Origin of the sequence: Kitasatospora sp. NPDC058048 (assembly GCF_042885555.1) — a bacterium.
GTDB lineage: Bacteria > Actinomycetota > Actinomycetes > Streptomycetales > Streptomycetaceae > Kitasatospora > Kitasatospora lactacystinica.
In genome coordinates this window covers 68,112-81,899 of record NZ_JBHVRT010000043.1, presented here as the reverse complement: position 1 = coordinate 81,899, position 13,788 = coordinate 68,112, and the positions used below count along the sequence as shown (strand labels likewise).

Annotated in this window: 9 protein-coding genes and 3 pseudogenes; 7 read left to right on the top strand and 5 right to left on the bottom strand. The window is 70.5% G+C overall.

Annotated elements, in window-relative coordinates:
- Window positions 1-144: 144 nt before the first annotated feature.
- From ACFVVA_RS33955 to ACFVVA_RS33945, 3 genes and pseudogenes are all read right to left on the bottom strand, one after another.
- Window positions 145-3,075, bottom strand: a complete 2,931-nt coding sequence (locus ACFVVA_RS33955) for a hypothetical protein (RefSeq protein WP_387694588.1) — start codon at window positions 3,073-3,075, stop codon at window positions 145-147.
- A 486-nt stretch (window positions 3,076-3,561) separates the two neighbouring features.
- Window positions 3,562-4,412: pseudogene (locus ACFVVA_RS33950) on the bottom strand (IS5 family transposase).
- Between the two features lie 257 nt (window positions 4,413-4,669).
- A pseudogene (locus ACFVVA_RS33945) lies at window positions 4,670-5,314 on the bottom strand (IS701 family transposase); the annotation flags it as partial.
- A gap of 36 nt (window positions 5,315-5,350) precedes the next feature.
- Between ACFVVA_RS33945 and ACFVVA_RS33940 the strand changes: the two are divergent.
- Both ACFVVA_RS33940 and ACFVVA_RS33935 read left to right on the top strand, forming a co-directional pair.
- A complete protein-coding gene (locus tag ACFVVA_RS33940; protein WP_387694594.1) occupies window positions 5,351-5,587 on the top strand; it encodes a transposase family protein in 237 nt (78 codons plus the stop codon).
- A 156-nt stretch (window positions 5,588-5,743) separates the two neighbouring features.
- Window positions 5,744-8,293: a collagenase gene (locus tag ACFVVA_RS33935; RefSeq protein ID WP_387694587.1), complete on the top strand. Its 2,550-nt coding sequence runs from the start codon at window positions 5,744-5,746 to the stop codon at window positions 8,291-8,293.
- A 60-nt stretch (window positions 8,294-8,353) separates the two neighbouring features.
- Here ACFVVA_RS33935 and ACFVVA_RS33930 read toward each other — a convergent pair.
- Window positions 8,354-8,811 (bottom strand): annotated as a pseudogene (locus ACFVVA_RS33930) (transposase); the annotation flags it as partial.
- Window positions 8,812-9,033: 222 nt separating this feature from the next.
- Here ACFVVA_RS33930 and ACFVVA_RS33925 point away from each other — a divergent pair.
- From ACFVVA_RS33925 to ACFVVA_RS33910, 4 genes are all read left to right on the top strand, one after another.
- Complete coding sequence (locus ACFVVA_RS33925) at window positions 9,034-9,435, top strand: hypothetical protein (RefSeq protein WP_387694586.1); 402 nt, start codon at window positions 9,034-9,036, stop codon at window positions 9,433-9,435.
- Window positions 9,436-9,576: 141 nt separating this feature from the next.
- Window positions 9,577-9,966 (top strand): SCO5389 family protein, encoded by a 390-nt coding sequence (locus ACFVVA_RS33920; RefSeq protein ID WP_387694585.1) that lies wholly within the window; start codon window positions 9,577-9,579, stop codon window positions 9,964-9,966.
- A gap of 277 nt (window positions 9,967-10,243) precedes the next feature.
- Window positions 10,244-11,287, top strand: coding sequence for an LLM class flavin-dependent oxidoreductase (locus ACFVVA_RS33915; RefSeq protein ID WP_387694584.1), 1,044 nt, complete (start codon window positions 10,244-10,246; stop codon window positions 11,285-11,287).
- Window positions 11,288-11,428: 141 nt separating this feature from the next.
- A complete protein-coding gene (locus tag ACFVVA_RS33910; RefSeq protein WP_387694583.1) occupies window positions 11,429-12,070 on the top strand; it encodes a hypothetical protein in 642 nt (213 codons plus the stop codon).
- A gap of 1 nt (window position 12,071) precedes the next feature.
- Here the strand turns inward: ACFVVA_RS33910 and ACFVVA_RS33905 are convergent, their stop codons facing one another.
- Complete coding sequence (locus tag ACFVVA_RS33905) at window positions 12,072-12,548, bottom strand: Uma2 family endonuclease (protein ID WP_387694582.1); 477 nt, start codon at window positions 12,546-12,548, stop codon at window positions 12,072-12,074.
- Window positions 12,549-12,659: 111 nt separating this feature from the next.
- On the opposite strand from ACFVVA_RS33905, the gene ACFVVA_RS33900 reads away from it, so the two are divergent.
- The gene (locus ACFVVA_RS33900; RefSeq protein WP_387694581.1) at window positions 12,660-13,676 is read left to right on the top strand and encodes an NADP-dependent oxidoreductase; all 1,017 of its coding nucleotides are present in this window, start codon (window positions 12,660-12,662) and stop codon (window positions 13,674-13,676) included.
- Window positions 13,677-13,788 lie beyond the last annotated feature (112 nt).

Genomic DNA, 13,788 nt, shown 5'->3' with positions numbered 1-13,788 from the left:
TCTCCCCGTCACCGCCGGGTCGCCCCCCTTATTGGGGGGGGGGGGGGGGGGGGGGGGGCCCGGGGGGCCCCCCGGCCCCCGCCCCGCGCGGTAATCAGGTTTTTTGCTCTGCGAGAGCCGGCCGTTGGACGGTGCCGTGGACTGCTACTTGGTGTCCGCGGCGGCCTTGCTGCCCTGGTTGAGCATGCCGCCGAGGGCGCTGAGGTTGCTGGCACCGCCGGTCGCGGCCGGTGCCGCCTTGCCGGCCGCGTCGACCGCGATCTGGGCCATCTTCTGGAGGTGTTCGGTGGCGGTCTTCAGGGCTTCCTGGGCGCGTACGCCGGCTTCCTTGTCGTTGGTGGCGGCGGATTCGATGCCCTTGACGAGTACCTGGCTCATGGTGTTGAGGCCGCTCATGTCGCGGAACAGGTTCGCGGTGGCGATGGCCTGCGCCGTCTGAAGGCCGACCGGGTCGGGCATCACCACCGTCGGCGCGAACTTCGCCTGGGAGACGCCCATGCCGGCCGCGGTGGTGTCGAGGTTCTGCGCACGTGAGGCGGTGGACACCGGGGCGATGTCGGCCGGTGTGATCTGGAGGGGCGAGTCCTTCCAGTTCCAGAAGCGGGTGAGATCGATCTTCTCGGCCGAGTTGGACCGGCCGAGGACGGCCTCGGCGAAGACGCCGTTGGTGGCGATGGCGATCGTGTTGGTCACCGGTACTCCGAACGTGTTGTCGCTCGCCTTGCGGGAGTCGGTCCACTCCTGTCGTTCCTCCTCGCTGGCGAAGTTCCAGCGGAAGCCGAGGTAGTTGCCGGTGGCGGCGATCGGCTTCGGGTCCAGCAGCATGCCGAGCGGGACCGGCGCGGCGGTCGAACCCGCGGGGGCGTACGAGTAGTTGGCGAGGATGCGGCTGAGCGTCAGCTCGTCGGCGTTGGCCCACACGGCCTGGCTGTAGTGCCGGCGGTTGTCGTTCAGGTGGTCCAGGACCGACTGGGGCACGTTCCCGCCCCGCACGTGGAAGCCGAGCGACGCGACGTAGGTGCGGCTGCCGGACTTCACCGTCGAGCCGAACAGCCCGCAGATGGCCGAGGCGCCCCCGGCGTCCTCGGACAGGTCGGGTGCGACGTTGCTGGTCGCGGCGACGCCGAAGTTGGCCACGCCCGAGGTCATCTTCAGGCGCAACCCGGCGAGGCTGCCGCGGGCGGTCTTGCCGGACCAGGCGTCGTAGGAGATCAGCTTGTCGGCGGCGCCGAAGGTGTAGGTCGCCTGCTGCGTGCCGGAGGCGGCGATGTCGCCGCAGCCGAAGGTGTGGCTGGGGAAGATGATCTGGATGCCGCGGATTGCGGTGTCGTCGGACCAGACGTCGATTCTGGACGCGTAGGAGGAGTCTTCCTTCGGCTGGTCGTCGAAGGCTACGGGTGTCTCTCGTCCCAGGATCCGGCGTACTGTCCCGTTGTTCATCCGCACCCAGTAGTCGGCGGCGGCGGCCGAGGCGATCTGTGCCAGGCCGGTGACGCTCTGGAGGCCGTCAGCCGTGGGGCGGACCATGGTCGTCGCGCCGGACTCCACCAGGAGGGGCATGGTTTCGGTGCTGGACTGAGGCTGGACGACGGCCCAGAGCGCGCCGTCGGACGTGGCGGACAGACGCTGCACGCCCGTCGCGCTGCGTTGCACCCAGTTGCTGCCACTGCGCTCGTACACGACCCCCTGCCGGAAGTACCACAGCTTGTCCTTGCCGGTGACGGCGATGTCGTCGGCCACGATGCCCAAGTTCGACCATGAGCTCTGGCCGCGCTGGTGGATCACGTTGTTGGTGCCGACGACGTAGACCGAGTCGTCCGTGCCGCAGGCGATGCGCAGCCCCCAGCCAGTCGCCGGGTCGGGGCGCCAGGTCGTCCCGTCGAACTGGACGACCATGTTGTCGGTGGCTCTGAGCGCCCAGACGGTGTTCTTGCCCGGTGCGATGCGGGACAGGCCACCGCTCAGGCCCGTGGTGGGCAGCGCGTTCCACCGCTGCGTCGCCGGGTCGAACCGGACCGGGCTGCCGTCGGCCTTGCGCACCCCGTACACGCCCATCGTCGAAGCGGCGATGTCGGCCAGTTCCACCCCGTCGAACTCCTGCCTGGTCGGCACCTCCGGTGCCGAGCACGCGTCGAGCCTGCGCACGGCGGTGTCGAACGGGTTCGCCGCGCGGATCTTCGCCGCCCAGTCGACCGGTGCCACCGACGCGAGTACCTCCTTGTACCGCTGGAGGCTGGTGTGGGTGAAGGTGAGTTCCTGCAGCGGGATGAACAGGCAGCGTTCGAGCTTGGTCGGCCTGGTCGTGACGCTGTAGACCTGGACGACCTCGTAGTACTGCACCGACATCGCGTGCATGTGGTTGTAGTTGGTGACGACCCGGGTGAGGACCTGGTCCTTCTCCGTCTGCGTCGTCTCGCGTACGACCGTCATGTTCCGGCTGCGGGCCGCGGTCGCCAGCTGTTGGGTCCGCGCGCTGATCCGCTGCGTCGTCTCCGCCGCGACTGTTTTCACGCCCGTGGAGCGCGACACCGACGTCGCGATGCCCGTGTTCGACGACTTGCTCCAGTTGCCGCCGGCGCCGATATTGAAGAACGCGACGCCGACGCTGCCGCCGGAGCTGGACGACTGGCTGGACTGGAACCCCAGGGAGCTGCCGTCCTGCTCCTCGCGGGCGATCGCGTTCGCGACCTCGCTGATCGACCGGTTCTGGTCGGTGGTCCCGGACAGTGCCTCGGCCTCGGACGCCGTCTCGGTGCCGGTAGCCCTAGTGGTGCGCTGCCAGTCGACAACCGCGACCCTGGTGCTCTCGCCGGGCGCGAGCGCGAGGCTGTGCAGCAGTCGGCCGAGCGTGACGCCCTGGGCCGACCAGCTCTGCTCGGTGGTGACGATCATGCCCTCGGCCGGGCGGTTGTAGAACGGCAGGTTCTCCTCGCCGAGGTCGATGGCACCGGTCAGGGCGCGTGCCGGCTTCGCCCCGGGAATGTCGGTGAGCACCACCGAGCGGTACCGGACGATCTCCGTCGGGTAGTTGCCGGTGGTGGGGAGCAAGTCCTTCGGCGTCGGGCCGTCGAGCATCGTCTTGTCCACCTCGAACTGGGGCGACGTACTCGCCGGGGCCGTCGCGCTCGCTGGAGTCGTTGCAGGGGTGGTGGCAGGTGTTCCGGTACTCGGAGTGCTCATCACGATTCCCATCTGCAAGGAAGATGAAGGAGACGTCGGCATGGCCGCCAGGGAATGGAGCGCCAGCCCCATAGCGAAGCGATGCCTTCCGGATCGCTCGAAAGTACACAGGCCGATCACAACAGCGGCACACTTCACTGAACTTGGCCAGAACCTGTGCCCGGCTCAACGGCCCTCCCATAACGCCCGCCCAGGAAGGTTGTCCGCCCGCCTACCCGGGTACCGGACCTTCCCCGCGAGCACCCCACGCCCGCTGACCTCAAACCGCAGCGCCTACGCCCGGCGAGGCCAGATACGTGTGCCCCGGCTCCCTTCAGGACGCCCTTCGGAAGCGCCGAACCTCTTTCTGAAACGATCAGCAAGAGGGCATCTGATCAACTTCTATGCGGAAATGCCCGTTTCACCCGGATCGATTCGCCAGGTTGGGGTGGATTCTCCGGTGAGTGCGCGGCTCATTTTGTTAGCCATGGCCCAGTGGACCATCGTGCGGGACCGTTGTGGCAGTGCTTCGTAGTCGCGGGCCAGACGGCGGTGCTGCAACAGCCAGCCAAAGGTCTGCTCGATCACCCAGCGCTTCGGCAGGGCCTGGAAGCCGGCTGCGGTCGGGCGTTTGACGACCTCGACGTCGATACCCAGGCCGACTCCCTGGTTGGTCACGGTGTTGTTGTAGCCGCCGTCGACCCAGACTTTGGTCACGGTCGGCTGGTCGGCGGCGAGTTCGTCGAGCAGGCGCTTGCCGCCGGCGGAGCCCTGGACCGATGCCGCGGTCACGATCACGGCAAGCAGGAGGCCCAGGGTGTCGGTGGCCAGGTGGCGCTTACGGCCCTTGATCTTTTGGCCGCGTCGATGCCCTGGTCGGTCTCGGCGACTTTGCCGGAGGTCTTCACGCTCTGGGCGTCCAGAACAGCCGCAGACGCACGCGTGTCACGGCCGTGGGCCCGCCGGGTTCGGTCACGCAGCAGGTCGTGGACCTGCTGCGTGGTGCCGCCGGATTCCCACTTGGCGTAGTAGTCGTAGACGGTCTTGTACGGCGGAAAGTCGTGCGGCAGGTACTCCCACGGGATGCCGGTCCGGTTGACGTAGAGGATCACGTTCACGATCTCCCGCAGGTCATGAACTCGGGCCGCCGCGCCGGGGCCGGTGCGGCGGCCCCGCCAGGCTATGAGGACCGGTTCGATCAGGCCCCACCGGGCATCGGACACATCACTGCGGTACGGGCGCCGAGAAGTCACGAGCCCTGCAACGACCCACCCGAGATCCGGTCACTCACCCCTGGACAAACCGCCCGCAACATAGATCAGATGCCCTCCAATACTCCAGTGCGACTTCGCGGTCTACGTGCCTGCGGGGACGGAGAGTCGCCGCCGGTAGTGGCTGCGACGTGCCGAAACTTGGTGGCTTCTGGGCCAGTTCGATCAGTGCAGGAGTGCACGCAGGGACATGACGGGGCTGAACAGCGCACCAATCAAGCGGCGGATTTCCGGGACGGTCAGGTCGACCAACTCTCGGCTCGGGCCGGGCGGTTCGGATCCGCAGGTCTGGTCGGCCGCGCGTCCTGAACGGCGATGGCCAGGAACGCGAGGGCGAGCATGGCCTGGGTGACGTGCCGGTGCCAGGCGGTCCATTTCCGGACTTGGTAGTGGTCCAGGCCGACCTGGCCCTTGGCCGCCTGGAAGCATTCTTCAATGCACCAGCGGGTGTCGGCGACTCGCACGAGTTCGGACAGCGGGACGATCTGGGGTAACCAGCACAGGTAGAAGGCGAGTTCGCTGGTGGTGGGGTTGCGGCGGATCAGCAGGTGACGGTGGTCGCCCGTGCCGATGTGCACCCAGGCCCAGTCGTAGCAGCGGGGACCCTTGGCCCCGGGACCGGCGCTTCGCCGGTGCCAGGCTGAGGCGGGCAGGCGATCAGCAGCCTCGTCCGCGCGGATCGCGGTGCGGCCCTGGTTGATCCGCACCTTGGTCGCGCAGGAGACCGCCAGCACGTAGCCGACTTCGCGGGCCTCCAGTCCGGCCCGCAGGCCGGGGTCCTGGCCGTCGGTCTCGTCGCCGGTTACCCACGACGTGCTCACTCCGGCATCCAGCGCCGCCACGGTCATCTGCAGGGCGAGCCGGGGCTTGGTCGCTCGTGGTCGTGGCTCGGCGAGTTGCTGTTCCCGTCGCTGCCCCGGGTGGAGGTCTTCGGTGTCGAAGCGTCCGGTGCGGTGGTGCGGATCGCCGCCCGCGTGGCTGCTCCGGGTGCGTCATGCCCGGACTGCGGGACGTGGTCGGAGCGGGTCCACGGCTCCTACCTGCGCTATCCGTCGGATCTGCCCAGCTGCGGGCGGCCCGTGACGGCTGCCCTGCGGGTGCACCGCTTCGCCTGCCAGGCCCTGGTGTGCCAGGGCCGCCGTTTTCGGCAGAGGTGAACCCGAGGCAGGTGACATGTCACACCCTATTGATAGCCCCGCCGATCTTGTGAGACGGTGCGTCACACGCTGCGGATGCCTCCCACTTCCCCACGTCCGTGGCGCTCCGTTCGCGTTTCCCCCACAAAGGAATAGACGATGCGTCCGCTCTCACGCATGTCCAGGCTGCTGGCCGCAGCTGCCGCGGCAGGCACCGTCCTGCTCGGTATATCCGCCGGACCGAGCCAGGCCGCCCCCGCACCGGTCACCCCCGCACCGGTCGCCGCCAGCCCGCATCAGCCTTCCGGCAGCTCGTCGGAGGTTCCCGGCAGTCCGTTCGCCGATCCCGAGAGCCCGGGCGCGCCGCAGTCCCGCGGGCTCACCGCCGCGCACCTGCCGCTGGTCAACCCGCTGTCCGGCACGGCGCCGGCGGAGACCGGCCAGGACAAGGGCCTGGCCAAGGCCGCACCGCGCGCGCTCGCGGCGGGGCCGGTCACCACCCAGTCGTGCACCCCGGCCGACTTCGCCGGCCGGACCGGGGCCGCTCTGGTGTCCTACGTCAAGGCCTCGACCCCCCAGTGCATCGGCTCGCTGTTCCAGCTCGGCGGCAGCCCGTACGCCTCGGCCCTGTTCCGCCAGAGCCAGATGGCGACGATGGCCGACGCCTTCCAGAGCGCCGCCGCCTCCTACCCCGGCGACAACTCCGCCGCCACCTGGCAGGTCGTCCTGTACCTGCGCGCGGGCTACTACGTGCAGGACAAGGACCTCGCGCACGTCGGCCCCTACGACGCGACGCTGACCGCCGCCGTGACGCGCGGCGTCGACGCCTTCCTGGCCGGCCCGCACGCCGCGGACGTCACCGACGCGAACGGCCAGGTCGCCAACGACGTCATCATCCTCACCGACAGCACCGGCCAGCAGGGCCGCTACCTGAATACCTACCGGCAGGTGCTGAACGGCTACACCAGCGCGTACGACAGCTCGAAGAACCTGCTCACGTACGTCAACAGCGCCCTCTCCGCGCTGGACCGGGGGCACGAGAGCAAGTCCTTCGTCGACGCCGTGACCGCGGACCCGGGCATCATCGACACCCTCGACGCGTTCACCCGCACCCACCACGACCTGCTCGGCACCTACCCCGGCTTCCTGGTCTCCAACGCCGGCATCGAGCTGACCCGGTTCGTCAAGTACCCGGCGTTCCAGGACAGGATCCGCCCGCTGGCCAAGGCCCTGCTCGACAGCTCGTCGATGACCGGCCCCACCGCCCCGCTGTGGGTCGGCACGGCCAACACGGCCGCCTTCTTCGACAAGGACCAGTGCTCCTACTACGGCGTCTGCGACCTGAAGCAGCGGCTGACCAAGGCCGTGCTGCCGATCAGGCAGACCTGCAACGCCACCCTCACCGTCCTGGCCCAGGACCTCACCGCGGCCGAACTCGCCGCCGTCTGCGCCGACCTCAAGGGCGAGGACGCGTACTTCCACGGCCTCGTCCGCGACAACGGCCCCATCCCCGGCCAGTACGAGTCGTCCGTGCAGCTCGTGGTCTTCGCGAGTCAGGCCGACTACCAGACCTACGCCGGCGCGATGTACGAGGCGAACACCAACAACGGCGGGGTCACCCTGACCGGGACCCCGAGCGACCCGGCCAACCAGCCGGTCTCCCTCATGTACCGGCACCCGAACGAGAACGGCTTCACCGCCCGGATCTGGAACCTCAACCACGAGTACGCCCACGTCCTGGACGCCCGCTACGACATGAAGGGCGACTTCTACCAGCAGACCAGCGTGCCCGACCTGTGGTGGATCGAGGGCGTCGCCGAGTACATCTCCTACACCTACCGCGGCGTCACCGACCTCAACGCGGTGGCCCAGGCACCCAAGCACACCTACGCGCTCAGCACCCTGCTCCAGAGCACGTACCTGAACAGCGACGTCGTCCGCACCTACCACTGGGGCTACCTGGCCGCCCGCTACATGATCGAGCGCTTCCCGGGCGTCGTCCAGACCATGCTCGGCTTCCTCCGCACCGGCGACTACGCCCGCGCCTACGCGTACTACAACGGCATCGGCACCGCCTACGACGCCGACTTCACCAGGTGGCTCGACACCTGCGCCACCGACACCTGCCTCACCGCGGGCACCCCGAAGGCGGCCTTCGACGCCACGGTGCGGGACCTGAACGTCCAGCTGACCGACCGCTCCACCGAGACCGCCGGCAAGGGCAGCATCACCGGCTGGGCCTGGAACTTCGGCGACGGCACCACCGGTACCGCGGCCTCCCCGTCGAAGTCCTACCGCGCTGCCGGTACCTACACCGTCACCCTCACCGTCACCGACAGCAACGGCAAGACGGCCACCACGACCCGGACCGTCACCGTCACCGCGCCCGCCGCACCGGCGGCCTGCACCGACCCCGACGCCCGGAAGCTGGACTACAACTGCTTCCGCACCGGCCGCGCCGCCGACGCCGGAAGCTCGGACCAGATGTACATCTACATGCCGGCCGGCACCACCACGCTGACCGTCTCCACCACCGGCGGCACCGGGACCGCCTACCTCTACTACAGCCCGGACCGCTGGGCCTCCAACACGGACTACGCCGTCTCCTCCACGAACAGCGGCACCACCCAGACCGTGACCGTCACCAACACCACGGCCGGCTACCGCTACATCACCCTCTACGGCAAGACCGCCTTCAGCGGCGTCACCGTCACCACCCAGTACTGACCGGCGCGTGAGCCCGGATGCCCTGGCTCACGCATCCCCGGGGATGCGTGAGCCAGGGCATCCATGTGGACCTCTGCGGCGGGCGATCACCGGCTTGATGCCCTGCTTCCACACCAGGCGCCGGTACTTGTCGTGGTCGTAGTCCCGGTCGGCGAGCAGGACGTCCGGTCTGCGCCGTGGCCGGCCGACCAGGCCGGCCACGGCGGGGACCTTCGCGAGCAGGGGCAGCAGCTGGGTGACATCGTTGCGGTTGCCGCCGGTCCCACACACCGGCCTCGTTCCAGGCCGCCAGGCGCCGCCAGCAGGTCATGCCCGAGCCGAAGCCGAGCTCCTGCGGCAGGTATTCCCACTGAATTCCGGTGTGCAGCACGAACAGGATCCCGCACAGGGCCTGCCGGTCCAGCACCCGAGGACGACCCCGGCTTCAGCTTCGGCGGCTCCGGCGGCAGCAACGGCGGTACCAGTCCCCACAGTTCATCCGACACGACCCAGGACGAGACACCCTCGTCCCCACGCACCGACCAACGAGCACCAAGCTCGACAGTCACGCCCGCATCGGCTTCTGCTAGGACCTCTTGGCCCGGTTGCCAATGCCCATACTACGAGGGCCAAGGGATTGATCTGACGGCCACTCACAGAAGTCGGCAAAGAGTCAGCATCGATACGGCGAGACCCTGTCGAACCGGGACAGCACCTACGTCGGCGGCGTCCTCGGCCCGGCCCTGCTGTTCGGCTTCGGCATGGGATCGATCTTCGTCCCGGTGATGCTGACCGTCGTCTCCCACGTCGCCCCGCACGAGACCGGCGCCGCCACCGGCATGCTCAACACCACCCAGCAGGTGGGCGGCTCGCTCGGCCTGTCGATCCTGGTCACCGTGTTCGGCACGGCCAGCCGCAACGAGGCCCGGCAGCAGGCCGGGGCGTTCCTGCGGCAGGCCACCCCGCAGCAGCTCGCCCAGGCCCGGGCCACCGGCCGGCTCCCCGCGCCGTACTCCTCGCAGGTACTGGTGCACGGCATCGCCAGCGCCTTCCAGATGGGCCTGGTCTTCGCGGCGCCGGCGGTGTTGATCGCGGTGTTCGTGATCAAGGTCGGCCACCTGCCGGTGCCACCCGCCGTCAGTCCTTCGGGGGGCGGCGCTTGACACGGCGTCGGGGTGACCGGGAGAGTCTTTCTTGCAATGGTTTTCATCTTCGATAACCGGTGCGGGTGAGCGCTGCCCGTTCCGCCGGTCACCGCTGCCCGCCACCGGTCGAAGCCCACGCATCCCCGAAAGAGGACCTCCATGTCGCTCGACGTCTCCCCCGCCCTCCTCGCCCAGGCCCAGCAGGGCCGCGTCGACGAGGCCGACTTCCTCGAGACCGTCCGCACCTCCCTCCCGTACGCCTACCAGGTCGTGTCCGGGCTCAGCACCGAACTCGCCACCGGCCAGGAGGAGTTCACCACCGACAACACCACGCCCAGCGACGAGCAGCGCGCCCAGCTGCTGCGCGCGCTCGCCAGCAACGCGATCCGGGGCAGCCTGGAGAGCCACTTCGGGGTGAAGCTCGCCTTCGTCAACTGCCACCGCGTCGGCGCCTTCCGCCCCGGCGCCGAGGACAGCGCGGCGTACCGCGAGTTCACCTCGCTGCACAACCAGATCCGCAACCAGAGCCCGGAGCTGCGCAGCTGCTGACAGCCCCCGGACGCGACCTGGACGCGGCCCGAGCACGGCCCGAGCAGAGCCCGGGCACGACCCGAGCCGGCCCGGGCGCGACCCGGATCGCGGCGGCTCCCACCCTGCCCACCGGGGTGGGAGCCGCCGCACGTGACACCCGCGTTGCGCCGTATTGCGGGCCGGTGACCGGATCGTGCGTCGATCTTGTCGGACAGCCCGGCGGCCGCCTACGTTCGGAACGCGCCATCTCGACCGGCCCTCACCCGGCCGCCCCTCACCCCTCGCGGAGCCCACCATGTCGCCGACCCCTCGCCCGCTGCGGAAACTCGGCTTCCTGACCATCGGGCTCTTCGACGAGGCGAACCCCCGCCGCGGCCACGAATCCACCCTCGACCTCATCACCCTCGGCGAGCGGCTCGGCTTCGACAGCGCCTGGCTGCGCCACCGCCACCTCCAGTACGGCATCTCCTCCCCGATCGCCGTGCTCGCCGCCGCCACCCAGCGCACCAGCCGCATCCAGCTCGGCACCGCCGTCACCCCGCTCGGCTGGGAGAACCCGCTGCGGCTCGCCGAGGACCTGGCCACCGTGGACGTCCTCTCCGGCGGCCGGCTCAACCCCGGCTTCAGCGTCGGCCCGCCCACCCACTACGAGCAGGTGCGCGGCGCGCTCTACCCGGACACCGGCGAGCAGGAGGATTTCAGCCCCCGGCGCGCCGAACGGCTGCTCGCCCTGGTCCGCGGCGAGGACGCCTCCGACTTCGCCGGCACCGAGGGCATCGAGGTGTACTCCCGCCGCGTCCAGCCGCACTCCCCCGGCCTGGCGTCCCGGCTCTGGTACGGCGCCGGCAGCCTGCGCTCGGCCCGCTGGGCCGGCGAGCAGGGGATCAACCTGCTCACCAGCAGCGTGGTGAAGCCGGAGAGCGAGGAGGGCCCGCTCGACTTCGCCTCCATCCAGGCCGCCCAGATCCGCGCCTTCCGCGAGCGCCACCCCGACGGCGAGCGCGCCCGGGTCTCCCACGGCCTGGTGGTCATCCCCACCGACAGCGCAACCCCCGAGCAGCGCGCCAAGTACCGGGCCTACACCCTCGCCCGCACCCCGCGCACCCTCGCCCCGCAGGGCCCCGCCCGGCTGCTGTTCGCCCCCGACCTGGTCGGGACGACCGAGGAACTCGTCGAACGGCTGCACGCCCACGCCGGCTACCGCGAAGTGGACGAGGTCGCCTTCGCCCTGCCGTTCACCTTCGAACACGAGGACTACGTGCAGATCCTCACCGACCTGGCGACCCGGCTCGGGCCCGCCCTCGGCTGGCGTCCGCAGCCGACGCCCGCCGAGGGCTGACCCGCCCGACCACTTCCCTGTCCCCAACAGGCGGACAGGCAGCGGGAGTCGGCCGCAACCACCGCGTCCGGCACGGCGTCCCAAGCCGGTACGGACGGACGGCCGCCCCGGCCGGACGCCGCCCCCGGGGGGGAGACCGCGATGGGGCCCTACCACGCCACACCCGTACCGCCGCCGCCCGCCCTGCACCCCTGCCCGAACTGCGGGCTCACCGACCAGGTCCGCGGCGTCCCGGCCGTGTACCACGCGGGGAGGACGCGGGTCACCACCCGGCCCTCGCAGGGGAGCGGCGACCACCGGACCCGCGAGGTCGTCTCCGACCTCGCCCGCGCCCTGGCACCCGTCCCGATCCGCGACCAGCAACCCGGCCGCACGGCGACAGTACTGGGCGCCGTCGCCCTCGTGATCGCCTTCTTCACGTTCTTCGCCGGGAACTTCGCCCGGCAGTTCGACGACGACGCGCCCGCCTTCGCCGCACCGGTCCGGGACCACCACGCCTTCGAGATCCCCGTGGTGATCCCGGTGGTCGCCGTCATCGCCGGAACCGTCCTCCTCGTCACCGCGGCCGCGCTCCGCGCCTCCGCCGACCGCGAACTCGCCGGCCGGCCCCGGGCCGAACACCTCTGGGCCCAGGCCTGGTACTGCGCCCGCTGCGGCACCGTCCACTTTCCGCCCACCACCGGCGTACCCACCGGCGTGCCGACGGCCGCCCTCAGCCTCCCGGAGTTCCGCCGCGTCGTCTGGACGGCCGGCGGCTACGGCCACCTCGCGGACCGGTACTGACTCAGAACTCGCCGGTGTCGAGGTCGAGTTCGAACGGCTCTGGCAGTCGCACCGGCACCCCGAACGGGTGCGGCCCCTCGACCCGGGTCCAGCCGAGCGCGCCGGGCTGGGAGAACAGCGTGCAGGCCCGCTCCTGCCGGTCCACCAGGAGGTAGAGCGGCGCACCGAACTGGGCGTAGCGCCGGCGCTTCACCGTCCGGTCGGTCTCGGCGCTGGAAGGCTCGGTCGCCTCGACCACCAGCAGCGTCCGGTCGGGCGTCAACGCGCCTTCGTGCCCGGCCAGTTCGGTTGGCACGACGGCCAGGTCGGGCACGTAGCGGTCCGCCGTGCCCGGCAGGGCCAGATCGCCGGAGCCGGAAAACAGGCCGCTCGACCGCAGGACCGGGGCGAGCTGCCCGCGGAGCAGGTCGACGGTGCTCTGATGCGCCCAGGAGTGCGTCACCGGGACGGTGACCCCTTCGATGATCTCGGTCTCCACGGGGCGAAGCCTAGTCCGTCTCCAGCGATGTCCCACTCTGGCCAATTGAACAAGCGCTTGCTTAGAATCGGGCGCGTTCAGCCGTCGAGCCCGAGCGCCCCAGGAGACGTCATGGCCGGAGCCACCGGAGTCAACCGTCAGATCCGCCTTGCCAGTCGACCGGTCGGGGAGGTGCGTCCGGAGGACTGGGCGCACGGGGAGGAGGCGGTGCCGGAGCCGGGCGAGGGCGAGTTCCTCGGGCGGACGCGGTACGTGTCGCTGGATCCGGCGATGCGGGGATGGCTGGACGACCGGCCCTCGTACCTGCCGCCGGTGGGACTGGGCGAGGTGATGCGGGCCGGCTCGGTGGTGGAGGTCGTGGCGTCGAACCACCCGGGGTTCCGGGTCGGGGACCACGTGGTCGGGGCCTTCGGGGTGCAGGAGTACGCGGTCTCGGACGGGAAGGGCGCGCTCACGGTCGATCCCGCGCTCGCGCCGCTGTCGACGTACCTGGGCGCCCTCGGGATCCCCGGGATGACGGCGTACTTCGGGCTGCTGGAGGTCGGGGCGCTCAAGGAGGGCGAGACCGTCGTCGTCTCCGGCGCCGCCGGGGCGGTCGGCAGCCTGGTCGGCCAGATCGCCAAGGTGAAGGGCTGCCGGGTGGTGGGCATCGCGGGCGGCCCGGAGAAGTGCGCGCTGCTCACCGGCGAGCTGGGCTTCGACGCCGCGATCGACTACCGCGCCGAGGACGTCCGCAAGGCCCTGCGCACCCACGCCCCGGACGGCATCGACGTCTACTTCGACAACGTCGGCGGCCCCGTCCTGGACGCCGCGCTGACCCGCCTGGCGATGCACGCCCGGGTGGTGGTCTGCGGCGCCATCAGCCAGTACAACAACGAGGGCGCCGTGCGGGGCCCGTCCAACTACCTGTCCCTGCTGGTGCGGCGGGCCCGGATGGAGGGCTTCGTGGTGTTCGACTACGCCCGCCGGTACCCGGAGGCGGCCGCCGAGCTCGCCGGCTGGATCGCGGGCGGCCGGATCAAGGTCAAGGAGCAGGTGGTGGAGGGCACCGTGGACGACTTCCCGCAGACCTTCGGGATGCTCTTCCGGGGCGAGAACACCGGCAAGCTGGTGCTGCGGCTCGTCTGACGCACGGACTCCCCGGGCGGCCGTCACCCCCGTACGGCCGCCCGGGGTCCCGGTCACGGGAGCCCGGGGTCGGGGCCCGGGCCCCCGGGGTCGGACACGGCATCCGGGCCCC